This window comes from Conexibacter stalactiti, assembly GCF_033542075.1.
GTDB lineage: Bacteria > Actinomycetota > Thermoleophilia > Solirubrobacterales > Solirubrobacteraceae > Conexibacter > Conexibacter stalactiti.
In genome coordinates this window covers 1-18,246 of sequence record NZ_JAWSTH010000077.1, presented here as the reverse complement: position 1 = coordinate 18,246, position 18,246 = coordinate 1, and the positions used below count along the sequence as shown (strand labels likewise).

Genomic DNA, 18,246 nt, shown 5'->3' with positions numbered 1-18,246 from the left:
GGTGAGGCCTCCTCTTGTTGTCTGGGGGCGCTACTCGGTGTCGTCGACGCCGAGGCGCTGGAGCAGGTCGCTGCGACGGGCGACCAACTCGGGGTTGTCGCGGCGACGGGGCCGCGGCAGGTCGAAGCGCTCGTCGAACACGATCGCTCCGTCCTCGATCAGGAGCGTGCGGTCGGCCAGCAGCAGCGCCTCTTCGACGTCATGCGTGACGAAGAGGACGGCCGGCCGGTGCAGCTCCCAAAGCTTGCGCACGAGCCCCTGCGCGGAGACGCGCGTGAGCGCGTCGAGCGCGCTGAAGGGCTCGTCGAGCAGCAGCAGGTCGGGCTCGCGCACGAGCGCACGAGCGAGCGCGACGCGCTGGCGCTGGCCACCCGACAGCTGACGCGGCCAGGCCGACTCGCGACCAGCGAGGCCGACCTCCGCGAGCGCCGCCGTTCCGCGTGCCTTCGGGTCCGGATCGCGCAGCCCGAGCGTGACGTTCTGGAGCGCGCTGCGCCATGGCAGCAGGCGCGGATCCTGGAAGACGACGGCCGGCTCTCTGCCGGTGCGCATCTCTCCGGTCATGCCGGTGTCGAGGCCGGCGAGCAGCCGCAGCAGCGTCGTCTTGCCGCAGCCGGAGCGGCCGAGCACGGCGACGAACTCGCCGGGCGCGATGTCGAGGTCGATCGACCTCAGCACGACGTGGTCGCCGAAGGCGCGACCGGCGCCGCGCAGCCGTACTACCGGCTCAGCGGCCGATCGCTCGGCCTGCGGCCTCGGATCGCCTTCGAAGTACTCGCCCTGGGGGCTCGCACTTCGGGCTCCTGTGGAACTCATTGGGTCACCTCGTCGCGCCAGCGCAGCGCGCGCCGCTCCAGCGCGCGGACGATCGAGTCGGTCAGCAGGCCGAGCGCGGCGTAGCAGAGCAGGCCGACGACGATGATGTCGGTCCGCAGCACGTCGCGGGCGTTGTTGACCATGAAGCCGAGGCCGGCGCCGGCGTTGACCTGCTCGGCGACGATCAGCGCCAGCCAGGCGATCCCGAGCGACTGGCGGAAGCCGACGAGCGTGCCGGGCAGCGCGCCGGGGATGATGATGTGGCGGGCCCGCTCCCAGCGCGTCAGCCGCAGCGATCTGGCGACCTCGATCAGCTCCGGGTCGATCGAGCGCAGCGCGGCGACGATGTTGAGGTAGAGCGGGATCACGACGCCGAGCGCGATCAGCAGCACCTTCGGCGTCTCGCCGATCCCGAACCAGAGGATGAAGAGCGGCACGAGGCCGAACAGCGGCAGCGTGCGGACCATCTGCATCGGCGGGTCGACGACGGCGTCGCCGAGCTTGGAGAGGCCGGCGATCGTGCCGAGCACGATGCCGGCGATCGAGCCGATCAGCAGGCCGACCAGCGCCCGCCGCAGCGAGACGCCGATCGCGTCGGCGAGCTGGCCGCTCTCGATCAGCTCGCGGGCCGTTCTGGCCAGCTCGACCGGCGAGGCGAGCGTTCTCTCGTCGAGCACGCCGGTGCTGCTGGCGAGCTGCCACAGCAGCAGGATCACCAGCGGCGAGAGCCAGCGGATGGCGGTGTTGCGCTTGGGGCGCCAAGAGCGCCGCGCGGCGCGCGGTTGAACGGTTGCGATCGCAGACATGAGGGTTCGGGTTTGGGCGCGCCGACGTTCGGCGCGGCGGGCAATGTATCAATCCCGACCGGAATAAGCGAATTTGTCGGGAAATCCCTCATTGGCGCGCCACCACCACCGCAGGAGCGCCGAGACCGCCGAGGAGCTGCAGCGGCTCGTCGGTCAGTTCACGCTCGCCTGATCGGCATACCGTCCGGCGCGTATGCATGCGTCAGCGGGCATGCGCGCCGACGCGCCACCTGGAAGACCGTTCGAGAAAAGTCGTTGCAACCAGGATCGATCGCTGCCGATCACCTGAACAGATTCATCCGCCGCCGTCGCGCATAACCAGGAAGGTTCGCCGTGAAGCTCAACGTCCAGACCAAGCTGCTCGCCGCATTTCTCGCCGTCGTCGCGATGGTGGTGATCGTCGGCGGCGTGTCGGTCATCAAGCTCGGTGACATCCACACCGTCACCGAGGACTACGCGACCGACACCGTCCCAAGCGCGAGAAACATCGGTGATCTGACGACGATGATCGGCGAGGTCCGCAAAGACCAGGGCCAGTACATCCTCAAGCACGCGCTCGGGCTCGACGCGAGAGCGCTCGCCGAGACGCGCGACGAGATCGACGGCGAGATGACCGACGTCGACGACGCGATAGCGACCGCCAGAAGACTGGGCAGCGCGGCCGACGGCGCGGCGCTCAGAACGCTGTCGGACGCGTGGGGCGCCTACAAGACCGGCTCGGAGCCGTTCAACGGCCTCGTGGCGGCGAGAGACTACAGAGCAGCTTTTGACCTGATCGGCAACGGCGGCGCCGCCGACCAGGCCTACGACGGCATCAAGGACGGCATCGCCGGCCTGCAGAGAGCGGACGCCGCGGCGGCCGCCGCGCAGGACAAGAGCGCCGACGACACCGTCTCCTCCACCCGCACGCTCGTCTTCGTGCTCGTGATCCTCGCCGCGATCATCGGCATAGCGCTGGCGCTGATATCGGCCCGCTGGATCGCCGGCGGCCTGCGCCAGCTGCTCGCCGCCGCACGCGGGATCGCCGAGGGCGACGTCGAGCAGAGCGTCAACGTCAAGTCGCGCGACGAGCTCGGCGAGACGGCCGAGGCCTTCAGAGCGATGATCGCCTACCTCGAGGAGATGGCCGAGGCCGCCCGCCGCATCGCCGCCGGCGACCTCGCCGTCGACGTGCGCGCCAAGAGCGACAGAGACGCGCTCGGCACCGCCTTCGCCGCGATGAGCCTCGAGCTGCGCGACGCGCTCGGCGACCAGTCGTCGCTGGAGGCGCTCGTCGAGCGGATGGAGTCGCTGCGCAAGAGCGACCTCGCCGACCTCGAGGCGGCGCTCGCCGCCGTCGCCGGCGGCGACCTGACGGTCGACGTCACCCCCGTCACGACCACGATCGACGCGCAGGACGGCCGCGACCTCGGCCGCCTCGCGACGATCTTCAACGAGATGCACGCCACGACCGCCGGCTCGGTCGCGGGCTACAACGCGATGCGCGCGAAGGTTGCCGAGATGCTGCGCCTGATCGCGACCGAGTCGCAGGCCGTCGCCGCCGCCTCGCAGCAGATGGCGACGACCTCCGAGGAGTCCGGCCGCGCCGTCGGCGAGATCGCCTCCGCCGTCGGCGAGGTCGCGGCCGGCGCCGAGCGCCAGGTCCGCACCGTCGGCGAAGCCCGCCAGCTCGCGGAAGAGGTCGTCTCCACCACGCTCGCGTCCAACGACAACGCCGAGCAGACCGCCCGCGCCGCCGAGCAGGCCCGCACCGTCGCCGAGGAGGGCGCCGACGCGATCGCCCGCGCGAGCGAGGGCATGCGCCAGCTGGCCGCCGTCTCCGCCGGCGTCAACGACGCGATGCGCGACCTCGGCGCGAAGTCCGAGCAGATCGGCGGGATCGTCTCGACGATCACCGGCATCGCCGAGCAGACCAACCTGCTGGCGCTCAACGCCGCGATCGAGGCCGCCCGCGCCGGCGAGCAGGGCCGCGGCTTCGCCGTCGTCGCCGAAGAGGTCCGCAAGCTGGCCGAGGAGTCGCAGTCGGCCGCGCGCTCGATCTCGGAGCTGGTCGAGGAGATCCAGCGTGACACCGGCGCCGCCGTCACGAGCGTCGAGGCCGGCGAGGAGCACATGACGACCGGCGTCGCGACCGTCGAGGAGGCGCGCGAGTCGTTCCTGCGGATCGGCACGAGCGTCGAGGACATGAGCGGCCGCGTCGAGCAGATCGCCGCCGCGATCGGCGAGATCTCCCACAGCGCCGGCCGCATGCAGGAGAACATGGCCGACGTCGTCTCGGTCGCCGAGCAGTCCTCCGCCTCGACCGAGCAGGTCTCCGCCTCCACCCAGCAGACCTCCGCCTCCACCCAGGAGATCGCCGCCTCCGCCCAGGAACTCGCCAAGACCGCCGAAGAGCTGGAGCGCCTCGTCGGCCAGTTCACACTGACCCGCTAGAGGAATCGGAACCATGAAGCTCAACGTCCGCACCCAGCTGCTCGGCGGCTTCCTCGTCGTGATCGCGCTGATGATCGTCCTCGGCGTCCTCTCGATCAGCCGCATCGGCTCGATCTCCGACGACGCGAAGGAACTCGGCGACAACACCGTCCCCGCGACCGAGACGCTCGGCGACATCCGCGAGTCGGTCTTCACCTACCGGCTCGTGCAGATCCGCTGGGCGACCGCGGTCCTCCCCGCCGACAAGAGAAGAATGTCGGAGTCGCTTGAGACGACGCCGAGAACGGTCGACGACGCGATCGCGGCCGGCAGAAGACTGGCCGCTGACGACAGAGACCACGCCAACTACGAGGCGCTCGCGAAGGCCTGGGCCGACTACCAGAACGCGACGGTCGGTCCGCTCGCCGACGCCGTCAACGGCGGCCGCACCGAGGACGCGATCAACGTGCTCGGCGGCCCCGCCGGCTCGGAGGCGTTCAACGTCCTGAGAGAGGCCGTCGTCGCGGCCGGCGACTACCAGAAGAGACTGTCGCGGGCGACCGTCCAGCAGACCGAGGACACGGCCGACACGGCCCGCAGATTGATCATCGTCCTGCTGGTCGTCGCGACGATCCTCGGCCTCGGCATCGCGCTGCTGCTCTCGCGCCGGATCGTCAACGGCGTGCGTCAGATGCTGACCGCCGCGCGCGGCATCGCCGTCGGCGACGTGCAGCAGACGGTCGAGATCAGATCGCGTGACGAGCTCGGCGAGACCGGCGAGGCGTTCAGAGCGATGATCGCCTACCTGTCCGAGACCGCCGACGCCGCCAGCCGCATCGCCGAGGGCGACCTCGCCGTCGACGTGCAGCCGAAGTCCGACAGAGACGCGCTCGGCACCGCCTTCAAGGCGATGAGCGACGAGCTGCGCGCCGCGCTCGGCGACCAGTCGTCGCTGGAGCAGCTCGTCGAGCGGATGGAGAGCCTCTCCGCCAACGACCTCGCGCAGCTCGAACAGGCGCTGGCCGCCGTCGCCGACGGCGACCTGACGGTCGACGCCGCTGCGACGACCGGTCCGATCGAGACCGAGGCCGGCCTCGCCGCGGGCCGCCTCGCCGAGATCTTCAACGCGATGCTCGCGCAGCTGGGCAGCTCCGTCGCGGGCTACAACGGCATGCGCGCGAAGGTCGCTGACCTGGTTGGCCAGATCTCCTCCGAGACGCAGGCCGTCGCCGCCGCCTCCCAGCAGATGGCGACCACCTCCGAGGAGTCCGGCCGTGCCGTCGGCGAGATCGCAAGCGCCGTCGGCGAGGTCGCCGCCGGCGCCGAGCGCCAGGTCCGCACCGTCGGCGAGGCGCGCGAGCTGACCGAGGAGATCGTCATCTCGACCCGCGCCTCGGCCGAGAACACGGCCGAGACCGTGCGCGCGGCCGAGCAGGCCCGCGCCGTCGCCGAGGAGGGCGCCTCCGCGATCGCCGAGGCGACCGACGCGATGGAGGCCGTGCAGGCCTCCTCCTCCGAGGTCACCTCCGTGATCCGCGACCTCGGCGCCAAGTCGGGCCAGATCGGCGGGATCGTCTCGACGATCACCGGCATCGCCGAGCAGACCAACCTGCTCGCCTTGAACGCCGCGATCGAAGCGGCGCGTGCCGGCGAGCAGGGCCGCGGCTTCGCCGTCGTCGCCGAAGAGGTGCGCAAGCTCGCCGAGGAGTCGCAGGAGGCCGCCCGTTCGATCTCCGGGCTGATCGACGAGATCCAGCGCGAGACCGGTCGTGCCGTCGACGTCGTCGAGAACGGCGCCCGTCAGACGCAGGACGGCGCCGCCACCGTCGAGCAGGCGCGCACGTCGTTCCTGCAGATCGGCACCTCCGTGCAGGACATGACCGGTCGCGTCGAGCAGATCGCCACCGCCGTCGGTGAGATCAGCGAGCGCGCGAACCGGATGGAGCAGAACATGTCCGAGGTCGTCTCGGTCGCCGAGCAGTCCTCCGCCTCGACCGAGCAGGTCTCCGCCTCGACCCAGCAGACGTCGGCCTCCACGCAGGAGATCGCCGCCTCCGCCCAGGAACTGGCGAAGACGGCCGAGGAGCTGGAGCGCCTCGTCGGTCAGTTCCGCATCTGAGCTACCAGCAAGTCCCTCGATGGAGGGGTGCCCGCCCGGCCAGCGCGCCGGGCGGGCACTTCACCATCGCCGCGCCGGCGTGACGCCGGCGCCCGCGGTGGCCGCTCAGCGCGTCAGCGTCACGGCCGAGGTCGAGACGCGCGCCCCGCCCCCGCTCTTCGGCGTGAAGCGGACCGTCAGCGTCAGCTTCGCCGTCTTCGCCTTCTTCAGCGAGCGCGCGCCGGCCTTCGAGAAGCGCACCTTCAGCGCGACCGTGCCGCCCTTGCGCACGCGCGCCGAGCCGCCGCCGACCGTCGTCTTGCCGCGCTTGAGCGTCGCGCTCACCTTGCCGGCGCCGGGCGCGCCGACCTTGATCGCGAGCCCGCCGCGCAACGCCGCGCGCAGCTTCGCGCCGGCGACCTTGACGGCGAGCGCCTGGCCGCCTCCGCCTCTGCCTCTGCCCGGCTCTCTTCTGTCGCCGCCGTCCTGCGGTCTTCTGGCCGGCGGCGCGACGCCGCTGTCGACGTTCTCGCAGTTGGTCAGCACGTCGACCGGATCGGCTTTGACGGTGTCGGTGCCGATCCCGCAGTCGACCGTGTCGACCTCGCCGTCGCGCGCGTCGACGGTGTCGTTGCCGAACGGCAGCCGGCACCACGTCCAGTAGTTGCAGTGGGCGCCGGTGTCGTCGGCGAAGATCGTGTCGCGACCGGGGCCGCCGATCAGCGTGTCGTTGTTCCAGCCGCCCTCGACGTAGTCGTCGCCGGGGCCGCCGTCGATCGTCTCGACGTCGTCGTCGCCGACGAGGCGGTCGTTGCCGCCGTTGCCGAGGACGGTCGCCGGATGGCGGAACTCGCCCGGCTCGATCTCGTAGGTGTCGACGCCGTCGGTGCCGTGGAAGGTGCCGCCGGTGTAGACCTTGAAGCGCTCGATCCCGACGACGTTGTCGCCCTCGCCCGGACGGCCGTCGTTCGCGACGCCGTCGAGCGTGATCGTGACCGGCTGCGTCGCCTTCTGCGCGCCCTCGGCCCACTCCGACTCGACGTAGTCCTCCCCCGCGCCGCCGTCGATCACGTCGCGGCCGGGCGCCTTGAACATGTCGCCGTTGAGGCTGTCGTTGCCGTCCTCGCCGTAGACCTGGTCGTTGCCGGCGCCGCCGTCGAGCACGTCGTCGCCGGGACCGCCGCGGAGCGTCTGGTCGCCGTCGTGGCCCTCGAGTCTGTCTCTGCCGGGGCCGCCGTCCTGCACCTGCGCGCTCTGGATGCGGTCGTCGCCGTCGCCTCCGTGGACCTCGACCGCGACGGCGGCCGGGAAGGGATCCCACGCGGCGCTGCTGATCGAGAAGGTGTCGTTGCCGCCGCCGAGGTTGACGACGATCTTCTGCGGGAACGGGCAGTAGGCCGTGTGGTCGACGTACTCGGCCGCGGTGCACTCGGCCGGGATCGCGTCGAGGCCGCTGGTGACCCACGACAGCTCGCCCTGCGAGACGCCGATGCCGACGTGGTCGGCGGCGGCGTCGCCGTTGAACGTCATCGTGGTGCCGTCGTAGGTGATCGTGCCGCGCGCCTGCGCCGCGACCGGCAGCGCCAGCATCGTGAGTGCCGCGGCGGCGAGCGCCGCGCTCTTTCGGCGAAGCATCGGAAGCCTCCAGGTCGGGTTCATGGAGGCGATGCTGCGCCACAACGGCCGCGGCGCCCATGGGGGGATCCCCGGAAGCGTCCCGGGGGCACCCCGGAGGGCCGTCGCGGCGGACTACGGCAGCCGCAGCGGGTCGCGCGCGTAACGGCGCGAGAGCTGCTGGAAGAAGCCGCCGTCGTCGTCGGCGTTGTACGAGTCGCGCGTTCTGCCGAACACTCTCGGCGGGTTCGTGACGCCGTCTCTGTTCCAGTCGGAGGCGTTGGTCGTCCCGTCCGCCCCGCCGCCGAACAGCAGGCCGACGACGCCGGCCCGCGCCATTCTCTTCAGCACCCGGCGGCGGCCGTCGTCGAGCAGCGTCTGCACGCGGTTGTCGCGGAAGTGGCCCCAGGTGTCGTCCATCGCGCGCATCACCGTGTTGCCGAGCGGCAGCTGCCAGACGATCGCGCGCATGCCCGTGCCGCGCACGACGCCGCCGAGGAAGCGGCTCGCGCGCGTGAAGTCGGCCGGCGCCCACCACGAGGCGCCGCCGTCGCCGCGGATCTTCTGCTCGAAGCCGGAGTCGGCGTCGGCCCAGTCGGTGAAGAGCAGGTCGAATCTGGCACCGAGCGAGCGCTCGAAGGCGGCCGCTCTGCGCGCCAGCGCGTCGGTCTGCGCGCCGTTCGGTCTGTTCAGGTGCAGGTCGACTCTCGTGCCCCAGTCGCTGAGGTGATAGGCGAGCCGCACGTTCGGCGCGTGCGCGTCGCGCAGCCGCACGAGCGCCTGCGCGAAGCCGGCGGCGGTGTCGGGCAGGCCGCGCAGCGCCGCGACGCCGCTGCCGGCGACCGCCGCGGTGACGGTCGCGGCGTCGTCGTTCTCGGCCGCCTGCTGGACGTAGCCCCACAGGTCGGGCTCGACGTGCAGCACGACCGCCTTCGGCCGCACGACCGCCGCCCGTCTCAGCGCGAGCGCGACGTCGCCGTAGTAGGCGCGCATCGTCGCCGGGTCGGCGAGGTTGCGCAGCACGCCTCTCATCTCGTCGGCGACGCCGGCGCCAGGCTTCGAGTGGCGCAGGTTGTAGTACGTCAGCACCGGCAGCATGCCGGCCTTGACCGACTCGCGCACGTAGTTGGAGACGTACGCCCCGCCGGGGTTCCAGGTCGACCAGCCACCGCCGGTGTTGACGCCGCCCGCGAGGTACTGGTAGCGCAGGCCGGTGCGGAACTTCTTGCGCGTGGCGGCGGCGCTGCCGGGATCGTCCTTGAGGCCGAGCTGGAGTGTCGCGGGCCAGCCGGCCGGCTTCGGCGGCAGCTTGGCGACGGCGGTGGCGGGCGCTGCGCCGATGGTCAGCGCGACGAGCAGCGCCGCGACGAGGGGGATGCGTCCGTGCATCGACCACATGATGGCGGATCGCCGCACCGCTGCCCAGCGCCATTCGTCAGAGATCAGCGATGTTGCAGCGTCACTCCCCGACCGCCTCCAGATAGCGCAGCACCGCCAGCACGCGGCGGTGGTCATCGCCGGTCGTCTCGAGGTCGAGCTTGCCGAAGATCGCCGTCACGTGGCGCTCGACGGCGCGCTCGGAGAGGTGCAGCGCGCCCGCGATCGCGCGGTTGGTGCGCCCTTCCGCCATCAGCCCGAGCACCTCGCGCTCGCGCGGCGTCAGCGCGCCGAGCGGATCCTGCGCGGTCCGCCGCCCCATCATCAGCGCGACGACCTCGGGGTCGAGCACCGAGCCGCCCTCGGCGACGCGGTGGAGCGCGTCGGTGAAGCGCGCGACGTCGGCGACGCGGTCCTTCAGCAGGTAGCCGACGCCGGCGGCGCCGTTGGCCAGCAGCGCCTCGACGTACGCCTCCTCGACGTACTGCGACAGCACCAGCACGCCGACGTGCGGCAGCTCCGCGCGGATCCGCACGGCGGCGCGCAGCCCGTCGTCCTCCCCGCGCGGCGGCATGCGGATGTCGGTGACGGCGACGTCGGGCTTGTGCGCGCGCACCTTGCGCAGCAGCTCGTCGGCGTCGGCGGCCTGCGCGACGACGTCGAAGCCGGCGTCGGCGAGCAGCCGTGCCGCGCCCTCGCGCAGAATCGCCGAGTCGTCGGCGACGAGGACGCGCAGCGGCGCGGGCGCGGGGGCGCCGTCGGGATCAGACGGGCTCACACGGCACCTCCAGCACCAGTCGGGTCCCGCCGCCGGCGGCCGGCTCGACCCACAGCCGCCCGTCGAGTGCGGCGGCGCGGTCGCGCAGCCCGGCGAGGCCGGAGCCGGCGCCGACGACGGCGCCGCCGCGGCCGTCGTCGGTCAGCGTCACGCGCAGCAGCTCGGCGTCCTGCTCGATCGCGATCGTCGCGCTGCTGGCGCCGCTGTGGCGGGCGACGTTCGTCAGCCCCTCGGCGAGCGTGAAGTAGGCGGTCGTCTCGACCGCGGTCGGCAGCCGCCCCGCCGGCACGCCGTCGATCGCGACCGGGATCGGCGCGCGGCCGGTCAGCGCGCGCAGCGCCGGCCTCAACCCGCCCTGCGTCAGCACGGCCGGGTGCAGGCCGCGCGCCAGCTCGCGCAGCTCCGCGGTCGCCGCCGTCAGCTCGTCGCGCGCCTCGTCGATCAGCGCCGCCAGCTCGTCGCCGTCGTCGACCCGCGCACGCAGCAGCTGGAGCGCGATGCCGGTGCCGATCAGCCGCTGCTGAGCGCCGTCGTGGAGGTCGCGCTCGAAGCGGCGGCGGGTCTCGTACGCGGCCTCCAGCAGGCGATGGCGCGAGGCGCGCAGCTCGCGCTCGGCGGCGAGGCGGTCGGAGATGTCGCGCACGTAGCCGACGAAGATCGGCGCGCCCTCCTGCGGCAGGCGCGTGACGGTCAGCTCGACCGCGCGCTCGCTGCCGTCGGCGCCGATCGCCTGCGTCTCGACACGCTGGTCGAGCAGCGTCGGCGCCGCGCCCGACAGCAGCCGCGCGAGGCCGCGGCGATGCGCGTCGCGGTGGCGCGGCGGGACGATCAGCTCCGCCATCTCGCGGCCGACCGCCTGCTCGGGGGCGAAGCCGAAGGTGCGCTGCGCCGCGCGGTTCCAATGCAGCACGCGGCCGTCCGCGTCCATCGCGACGACGGCGTCGAGCGCCGCGTCGAGGACGTCGGCGATCCCCGGCGCGAGCACTGCGGTGGGGTCTGATGGGCGTGCGGCAGGCGTCATCGCGGCCGCCACGATACGGCTCCGGCGAAGGTCCGACAACTGACATTCGCGGATCCATCCCGGAACCTGTCCCGGAACCGCTGGTGCGCGGCCGGACCGTCGCTCAGGCTGCGCCGAAGGCGGCGGCGAGCGCGTCCGTGCTGAGCGCGCCCTTCCACAGGAACGGCTGCGCGCGCTCGCGCGCGAGCTCGCCGGCGTCCGCGTCGGAGGAGACGAGCAGCACGGCCGGGCCGTCGGCGAGGCGCTCGGCGACCTCGAAGCCGGAGGCGTCGGGCAGGCCGACGTCGAGCAGGACCGCGTCGGGGCTCAGCTCGTGCGCCAGCCGCACCGCGCCGGCGGCGTCGTGCGCCTCGCCGACCACCGCCCAGCCGGCCGCCTCCAGCAGACGAGCTGCCTGACGCCGGAAGGCGTCGTGGTCGTCGACGACGATGACGGTTCGGGGCACGTGTCGATGATCGCCGATCGCCGCCCCCGGCAACCGTCGGTTCTCCGCCAGGCGCGGCATCTCCCCCTTTAGGGGGACTGCGGCTCTGCCGATGATGCAGCCCATGACCACAACCATCGATCCCACCGCCGTCCTCGGACGCGCGCTCGGGATCTACAAGGAGCACGCCGGCGCGCTGATCCCCGCCGCGCTCGTCGTCTTCCTGATCAACGCGATCGTCGCCTTCGTGTTCGACAGCGGCGTGCTCGTGCTCGTCTCGTCGCTCGTCAGCATGGTCGTCCACACCTTCTACCAGGGGCTCGTCGTGAGACTGGTCGACGACGTCCGCGACGGCACGCTCGACGCCTCGGTCGGCGACCTCTTCCGCAGCGTCGCGCCAGTCGCCGTGCCGCTGCTCGTGGCCTCGATCGTCGTCGGCATCCTCGTCGGGATCGGCCTCATCCTGCTGATCGTCCCGGGCCTCTTCCTGCTGACGATCTGGTCGGTGACCGCGCCCGTGGTCGTGCTGGAGGGCAAGGGCCCGATCGAGGCGATGGAGCGCAGCCGCGAGCTGGTCAGAGGCAACGGCTGGGGCGTCCTCGGCCTCGTCGTGCTCGTCTTCGTGCTGCTGTTCGGCGTCGCCTTCGTCGCCGGCCTGATCGGCGCCGTCGGCGGCGACGCGCTGCGCGTGCTGCTGACGTTCCTCGTGACCGTCGCGGTCGCGCCGCTCGCCGCGCTCGCGATCTCCGTCCTCTACTTCGACCTGCGAGACGGGCGATAGCCGACCGGCCATGGCGGGTAGTCACCCCGCCATGGCCACCGCCGGCAGCACCGCCGCCGCGATTCGGCTCGACGGTCGCGTCGTCGAGATCTCCAAGCCCGACAAGGCGCTGTTCCCGTCGGGCGTGACGAAGCTCGACCTCGCGCGCCACTACGAGCGCGTCGCCGAGGTGATGCTCCCGCACGTGACCGAGCGGCCGCTGAACCTGCAGCGCTTCCCCGACGGCGTCAGCAACGGCGGCATCTTCCAGCGGCAGAAGCCCGACTACTTCCCCGACTGGATCGACAGCGCGCAGACGCCGAAGCAGGGCGGCGACCCCGTCACCCACGTCGTCGCCGCCGACGCCGCGACGCTCGTCTACCTCGCCAACCAGGCCGCCGTGACGCTGCACGCGTGGACGTCCCGGCGTGACCGCCTCGACCGGCCCGACCGCCTGATCGTCGACCTCGACCCCAGCGGCGGCAGCGCCGAGGACGTGCGCCAGGCTGCGCTCGCCTTCGGCGCGATCCTGCGCGACGAGCTGGAGCTGCCGCCGTTCGCGCTCGCGACCGGCTCGCGCGGCTACCACGTCGTCGTGCCACTGCAACGGCGCCATGACCACGACGAGGTGCGCGCCTTCGCACGCGACCTCGGCCGGCTCGCCGTCGCGCGCGACCCCGAGCGGCTGACGCTGGAGCAGCGCAAGGCCAAGCGCGGCGGCCGCATCCTCGTCGACGTGCAGCGCAACGCCTACGCCCACACCGCCGTCGCGCCCTACTCGGTGCGCGCGCTGCCCGCCGCGACCGTCGCGACGCCGCTGCGCTGGGAGGAGCTGGACGATCCCGCGACGCGGCCGGACCGCTGGTCGATCCGCTCGCTGCCGGCGCGGCTGGCGCGCGGCGGCGACCCGTGGGCGTCGATCGACGACGACGCGCACGCGCTCGGCGCCGCCCGCAGAGCGCTCGACGCGCTGCTGCGCGACGCCGGCCTCGACGCGGCCGCCTGAGCGGCCTACCCGAGAGATGTGCGCGCGGTTGCCTCAGGCCGCTGCATGCGCCGGCTCGTGATCAGCATCCGCGCGAAGTCCGCCTGGACCCGCGGCAGGTGGATCATCTGAACCCGCCCCTCGTCCCACGCATCCACGGGCAGCTTCGCCAGCAGCTCGTCTGCGAAGGATGGCGAGATGCCCATGACGCCGGTGAAGTCGAGCACGACAGACTCCCCCGCCGCAAGCCGACGCTCGACGTCCTCTCGCAGCGGGGTGGCAACGGACCGACCGACCAATCCGGGACCGAAGATCTCAGCGGGTCTCAAAGTCGTCGACATCGAATCCCTTCTCTTGGAGCGACGCGTCGAAATGCTGTCTGAGTTCGGCGTAGGCGACATTGATGTCGAAGGGGCGGTCAGTGCGAATGCTGGCTCCGGTCAGCGTACCCGGAAGATGGGGCGATGTCGCCCGCATAGATGTGTTCATTCCGGTCTTCGCCACCGCCGCGCCGGATCGCAGATAGAAGGCGCCACCGTTGGCGGTGAAGGTGATCGAGGCAATCGGCAGACCGAAACCGGAGTTGCGATGCGGCGTCGAAGTGACACGTGGCGTCACGACCCTCGCCATCGCATCAAGGTCGTCAGCCACGTCGGCGTGCTCGGGATTGCGGGCGATGCTCGTTCTCATCCCGATTCCGAGGTCCGCTACGCCTATCTCGAACTCATAGGTGTCGGCGGGATGCCAGGCCGAGATGACGCCTCCGGTCGGAGAATCGGCGTGGAAAGTGACGTTCTCACCAAGCTCGTCCAAACACATCCGAAGCCCGAGCTGCTCAGCCGGGAGCAGCCCGCCGCGAGCGGCCAGCGTCCCAGAAAGCGCTTCGGTGATGGCATGCAACTCATCCTGGGTCGAGAACCGCTCCATGAAGCGATACCCGTGAACAGCCGTAGGCGGCCTTCCTCCGATGCCCGTCGCCGCCGCGAGCGTCGCACCGGCTCGCTTCGAGTCGATGATCGCCGCGTGCGCAAGCAGGTCCGCATGCCGCGCGCGCTCGACCACCGCCACCAGCCACGCGGCCGCCGGCGCACCGAGGGAGACCAGGCCGCTCACGTCGAGGTCGAGCATCACCGGCCGGCTGAGGCGCGCGAGCGGGTCGAGGTCGCCGATCAACCGCTCGACGTCGTCCCCGTCGTAGGTGCCGGTCAGCGCGATCCGCAGCAGCACCGGCCGGTCGCGATCACGGCCGTGCATCGGTCTGCCCCGTCCGCGTCTTGGCCGCCGCGACTTGGTGAGGCCGGCGGAGTTCGTATCGCGCGAACAGCGGCGAGCGAGAAGTACGCTTGGCATGCATGGGAGTCAGCGCTCCTGTGCCGGGCCCGGGGGTGTTCACGCACCGCCCGGGTCGCTTTATGAGGTGACACCCACCCTAAGTCGGGGCCGTGTCATCGGACTAGACGAACTCGCAACAAGTCTGCGAAGCATTTGCAACACCTTCGCGCAACCTGCCAACCCAATCCCGCGCCGACCGCGCCGCCGACCTCCCTACCGCCGCGCCTCTTTCAGCGTTCTCTTCGGCACGAGGTCGATCATCACGTACTTGCCGTCCTCGCGGCGCTCGGCGAAGCCGGTCTGCGAGAGGCGCTTGAGCACGACCGGGCAGCGCTTGCAGCGCGGCTTGGACTTGCAGCACTTCTTCTTCGGCTTGAGCGGCTTGGAGTGCTTGAAGGCTTTGGCCATGGGCGTGCGCTGAGTGTAGGCGGGCATGGGTAGGGTGCCCTCATATGGCGCCGTTCACCTCCTCTCTCGCCGAGCAGCTCGCGCCCGACCTGCTCGATCGCTTCCTTCGCTACGTGCGGGTCGCGACGCAGTCCGACCGTGACTCGGGCGCCCGCCCGAGCACCCCGGGCCAGCTCGATCTGTCGCGCCTGCTCGTCGACGAGCTGCGCGCGCTCGGCCTCGACGACGCCGAGCTGCTGGAGGGCGGCTACGTAATGGCGACGCTGCCGGCGAGCGGCTGGACGGCGCCCGGCGAGCCGCCGGTCGTCGGGCTGATCGCGCACGTCGACACGAGCCCCGACGCGCCCGGCGACGGCGTCGAGCCGATCGTCCACCGCGCCTACGCGGGCGGCGTGATCGAGCTGCCGCGCGGCGGCACCGTGCTCGATCCCGCGACGATGCCCGAGCTTGAGGCGGCGCGCGGCCACGACGTCGTCACATCCAGCGGTGACACGCTGCTGGGCGCCGACGACAAGGCCGGCGTCGCCGAGATCATGGCCGCCGTCGCCCATCTCGCCGCTCACCCCGAGCTGCCGCGCCCGACGCTGCGGATCGGCTTCACGACCGACGAGGAGATCGGCCAGGGCGGGATCCACTTCGACGTCGAGCGGTTCGGCGCCGGCTGCGCCTACACGATCGACGGCTCCGACCTCGGCGAGCTGCAGGACGAGACCTTCACCGCCGCCGAGGCGATCGTCACGATCACCGGCGTCGACGTCCACCCCGGCTTCGCGACCGGCAAGCTCGTCCACGCCGGCCGGCTGGCCGCGCAGGTGCTGGCGGCGCTGCCGTCGGACCGGCTGACGCCGGAGACGACGAGCGGCCGCGACGGCTTCATCCACCCCGTCGAGATCAGCGGCACCGCCGGCGAGGCGCGGATCACGCTGATCGTGCGCGACTTCGAGGACGACCTGCTCGCCGAGCACGTCGCGCTGCTGCGCCGCACCGCCGAGGAGGTCGTCGGGCGCGAGCCGCGCGCGCGACTGGAGCTGACGGTCAGAGCGCAGTACCCGAACATGCGCGACCACCTCGCCGCCACGCCCGAGGTCGTCGAGCTGGCCGAGCGGGCGCTGCGCGCCGAGGGGATCGAGCCGGTGCGCACGCCGATCCGCGGCGGCACCGACGGCTCGCTGCTGAGCGCGCGCGGCCTGCCGACGCCCAACCTCTTCACCGGCGGTCACGAGTACCACTCGGTGCGCGAGTGGGCGTCGCTGCACGAGATGGCCGCCTCCGCGGCGACGCTCGTGCGGCTGGCGGAGGCGTGGTCTCAACCGGCTGGCGCCGATTGAGCGTGCGGGATCGGCTGGCGCCGATCCCGCGGCCGCGCTGGCAGCTGGAACAAACGTCCAGCGCCGGGCGAAAGATCATCAACTGAGGGATCTCTTCGCGGCGGGCGCTGCCGAGTATCGGAGGTGATGCCAACCGTTGCCCGACTCTCGCTCGCGCTTGCCACGCTGCTGAGCCTCCTCCTCCTGCTGCTGACCTCCGCGACCGCGCAGGCCGACCCGACCTGCCTCGCCGGCGCCCAGGTCACGTTCACCTACACCGGCGCCGAGCAGTGCTACACGGTCCCGTCCGGACCGGGCACGCTGCGCGTCGAGGCGATCGGCGCCAGAGGCGGCGCCAACGGGCGGCCCACGTCGGCGGCCGGCGGCTCCGGTGCGCGGATCGCGGGCGACATCGCGGCGACGCCGGGCTCGACCCTCTACGTGCTCGTCGGCGGCAACGGCGCCGTCGGCACGGGCGGCTTCAACGGCGGCGGCGCGGCCGGCACGAGCAGCTGGCAGGTCTGCGACGGCTGGGGCTGCTCGACCTACCCGACCGCGGGCGGCGGCGGTGGCGGCGCGACCGACATCCGCACGCTGCCCTCCTCCAACCCGCTCTCGCTCGACGCGCGCCTGCTCGTCGCGGCCGGCGGCGGCGGCGGGGGCGGAGCGTTCTTCGGCGGGGGCAACGGCGGCGCGGCGGGCCAGGCCGGCAGCAGAGTCACCTTCTCCCTCAACGAGGGCGTCGGCGGCGCCGGCACGGCGAGCGCGCCCGGCGCCGGCGGCGCGATCGGCGGCCTTTCCGGCAGTGGCGCGATCGGCGGCGCCGGCTCCCAGTACGGCGGCGCCGGCGGTGGCGGCGGCCTCTACGGCGGCGGCGGCAGCGGCAACGACGGCAGCTCCTACGAGTACTCGGGCGGCGGCGGAGGCGGCTCCAGCCTCGTTCCGGCCGGCGGCACGCTCGGCCTCAGCAGCGCCCCCGCCGCGGTCACCTTCACCTTCTACGGCGACCCCGTGACGCTCGCGCTGAGACTGGCGCAGTCGACGCTCGTCGCCGACGGCGGCAGCACGACGACGGCGACCGCGACCGTCAGAGACGGCGACGGCTTCCCGGTCCCGGGCAGAACGGTCACCTTCACGAGCAGCGGCAGCCAGCAGATCGGCGCCACGACCGACTACGGCGACGGCACCTACAGCGCGACGGTCACCGCCACGACGACGGCCGGGACGGCGACGATCAGAGCGTCGGTCGGCGCGCTCTCCGACAGCGCGACGCTGACGCAGAGCGCCGGCCCGGCGACGCAGATCTCGCTCTCCTTCCCCGACGCCGTCCTCTACGCCGACGGCAGCAGCTTCGCCGACGCGAACATCACGGTCAGAGACGCCAACGGCAACCCCGTCGCCGGACAGACGGTCACGCTCGCCAGCGACGGCGGCCAGACGGTCGGCGGCGTCGGCGACCTCGGCAACGGCTCCTACTACGCTTCCGTCACCGCGTCGACGACGCCCGGCAGATCGACGCTCACCGCGACGCTGCCGAACGCGAGCGGCCAGCCGAGAGCGACCGCGACGCTGACGCAGCTGCGCGCCTGCGTCACCGGCAGCCTGCGCAGATTCGAGACGACCGGCGACGAGCAGTGCTGGACGGTGCCGGCCGGCGTCTCCAGCGTGCGCGTGCTCGCCGTCGGCGGGGCCGGCGGCAGCGGCGGCGGCGCCGGGGTCGGCGGCGGCGGTCGCGGCGCGACCGCGGTGCGCGACCTGACCGTCACGCCCGGGCAGAGGCTGTTCGTCCACGTCGCCGGCAACGCCGCCGGCAAGAGCGGCGGCTTCAACGGCGGCGGCGACGGCGGCGACAGACAGCCGATGGACATCGCCGTCTCGCTCGGCAACGGCGGCGGCGGCGCCTCCGACGTGCGCACCTGCCGCCTGATCGACTGCCCGCTGGGGATCGTCGACTCGCGCCAGCTGATCGCGGCCGGCGGTGGCGGTGGCGCGAGCGAGGCCAACGGCGGCGCGGCCGGCGGCAACGGCGGCCAGTGGTCGGGCACCGGTGGCGGCAAGGGCGGCGGCGCCGGCACGGCATCCGCCGGCGGCGCGGGCGGGGCCGCCGG

General features: G+C 72.5%; 16 protein-coding genes. 6 read left to right on the top strand and 10 right to left on the bottom strand.

Going from position 1 to position 18,246, the window contains the following annotated elements:
- Positions 1-30: 30 nt before the first annotated feature.
- On the bottom strand, positions 31-816 hold the full coding sequence (locus R7226_RS22730) for an ABC transporter ATP-binding protein (RefSeq protein ID WP_318599642.1): 786 nt from the start codon (positions 814-816) through the stop codon (positions 31-33).
- Positions 813-1,622 carry an ABC transporter permease gene (locus tag R7226_RS22725; protein ID WP_318599641.1) on the bottom strand — a complete coding sequence of 270 codons (810 nt, stop codon included), beginning with the start codon at positions 1,620-1,622 and terminating at the stop codon, positions 813-815. The genes R7226_RS22730 and R7226_RS22725 overlap by 4 nt, the downstream gene beginning before the upstream one ends.
- Before the next feature lie 333 nt (positions 1,623-1,955).
- Between R7226_RS22725 and R7226_RS22720 the strand changes: the two genes are divergently transcribed.
- Both R7226_RS22720 and R7226_RS22715 read left to right on the top strand, forming a co-directional pair.
- A complete protein-coding gene (locus tag R7226_RS22720; RefSeq protein ID WP_318599640.1) occupies positions 1,956-4,055 on the top strand; it encodes a methyl-accepting chemotaxis protein in 2,100 nt (699 codons plus the stop codon).
- 13 nt (positions 4,056-4,068) lie between these two features.
- Positions 4,069-6,153, top strand: a complete 2,085-nt coding sequence (locus tag R7226_RS22715) for a HAMP domain-containing methyl-accepting chemotaxis protein (RefSeq protein ID WP_318599639.1) — start codon at positions 4,069-4,071, stop codon at positions 6,151-6,153.
- A 105-nt stretch (positions 6,154-6,258) separates the two neighbouring features.
- On the opposite strand, the gene R7226_RS22710 is transcribed toward R7226_RS22715, so the two are convergent.
- The 5 genes from R7226_RS22710 to R7226_RS22690 form a co-directional block, all read right to left on the bottom strand.
- Positions 6,259-7,767 (bottom strand): calcium-binding protein, encoded by a 1,509-nt coding sequence (locus R7226_RS22710; protein ID WP_318599638.1) that lies wholly within the window; start codon positions 7,765-7,767, stop codon positions 6,259-6,261.
- 114 nt (positions 7,768-7,881) lie between these two features.
- Positions 7,882-9,135 carry a hypothetical protein gene (locus R7226_RS22705; protein ID WP_318599637.1) on the bottom strand — a complete coding sequence of 418 codons (1,254 nt, stop codon included), beginning with the start codon at positions 9,133-9,135 and terminating at the stop codon, positions 7,882-7,884.
- A gap of 70 nt (positions 9,136-9,205) precedes the next feature.
- Positions 9,206-9,859: a response regulator transcription factor gene (locus tag R7226_RS22700; RefSeq protein WP_404827891.1), complete on the bottom strand. Its 654-nt coding sequence runs from the start codon at positions 9,857-9,859 to the stop codon at positions 9,206-9,208.
- Between the two features lie 28 nt (positions 9,860-9,887).
- Positions 9,888-10,922, bottom strand: a complete 1,035-nt coding sequence (locus R7226_RS22695; RefSeq protein WP_318599635.1) for a sensor histidine kinase — start codon at positions 10,920-10,922, stop codon at positions 9,888-9,890.
- Between the two features lie 103 nt (positions 10,923-11,025).
- Positions 11,026-11,367, bottom strand: a complete 342-nt coding sequence (locus tag R7226_RS22690; RefSeq protein ID WP_318599634.1) for a response regulator — start codon at positions 11,365-11,367, stop codon at positions 11,026-11,028.
- A gap of 103 nt (positions 11,368-11,470) precedes the next feature.
- Between R7226_RS22690 and R7226_RS22685 the strand changes: the two genes are divergently transcribed.
- Both R7226_RS22685 and ligD read left to right on the top strand, forming a co-directional pair.
- Complete coding sequence (locus tag R7226_RS22685) at positions 11,471-12,127, top strand: hypothetical protein (RefSeq protein WP_318599633.1); 657 nt, start codon at positions 11,471-11,473, stop codon at positions 12,125-12,127.
- 31 nt (positions 12,128-12,158) lie between these two features.
- Positions 12,159-13,112 (top strand): non-homologous end-joining DNA ligase, encoded by a 954-nt coding sequence (gene ligD / locus R7226_RS22680; protein ID WP_318599632.1) that lies wholly within the window; start codon positions 12,159-12,161, stop codon positions 13,110-13,112.
- Between the two features lie 5 nt (positions 13,113-13,117).
- On the opposite strand, the gene R7226_RS22675 is transcribed toward ligD, so the two are convergent.
- From R7226_RS22675 to R7226_RS22665, 3 genes are all read right to left on the bottom strand, one after another.
- Positions 13,118-13,432, bottom strand: a complete 315-nt coding sequence (locus R7226_RS22675) for an STAS-like domain-containing protein (protein ID WP_318599631.1) — start codon at positions 13,430-13,432, stop codon at positions 13,118-13,120.
- Positions 13,407-14,345, bottom strand: a complete 939-nt coding sequence (locus tag R7226_RS22670) for a hypothetical protein (RefSeq protein ID WP_318599630.1) — start codon at positions 14,343-14,345, stop codon at positions 13,407-13,409. Before R7226_RS22670 ends, R7226_RS22675 begins: the two co-directional genes overlap by 26 nt.
- Positions 14,346-14,636: 291 nt before the next feature.
- Positions 14,637-14,831, bottom strand: coding sequence for a hypothetical protein (locus R7226_RS22665; protein WP_318599629.1), 195 nt, complete (start codon positions 14,829-14,831; stop codon positions 14,637-14,639).
- A gap of 44 nt (positions 14,832-14,875) precedes the next feature.
- Here R7226_RS22665 and pepT point away from each other — a divergent pair, with 44 nt between their 5' ends.
- Positions 14,876-16,159: a peptidase T gene (pepT, locus tag R7226_RS22660; RefSeq protein ID WP_318599628.1), complete on the top strand. Its 1,284-nt coding sequence runs from the start codon at positions 14,876-14,878 to the stop codon at positions 16,157-16,159.
- 126 nt (positions 16,160-16,285) lie between these two features.
- Positions 16,286-18,246: Ig-like domain-containing protein (locus tag R7226_RS22655; RefSeq protein ID WP_318599627.1), on the top strand; the 1,961-nt coding region annotated here is incomplete at its 3' end.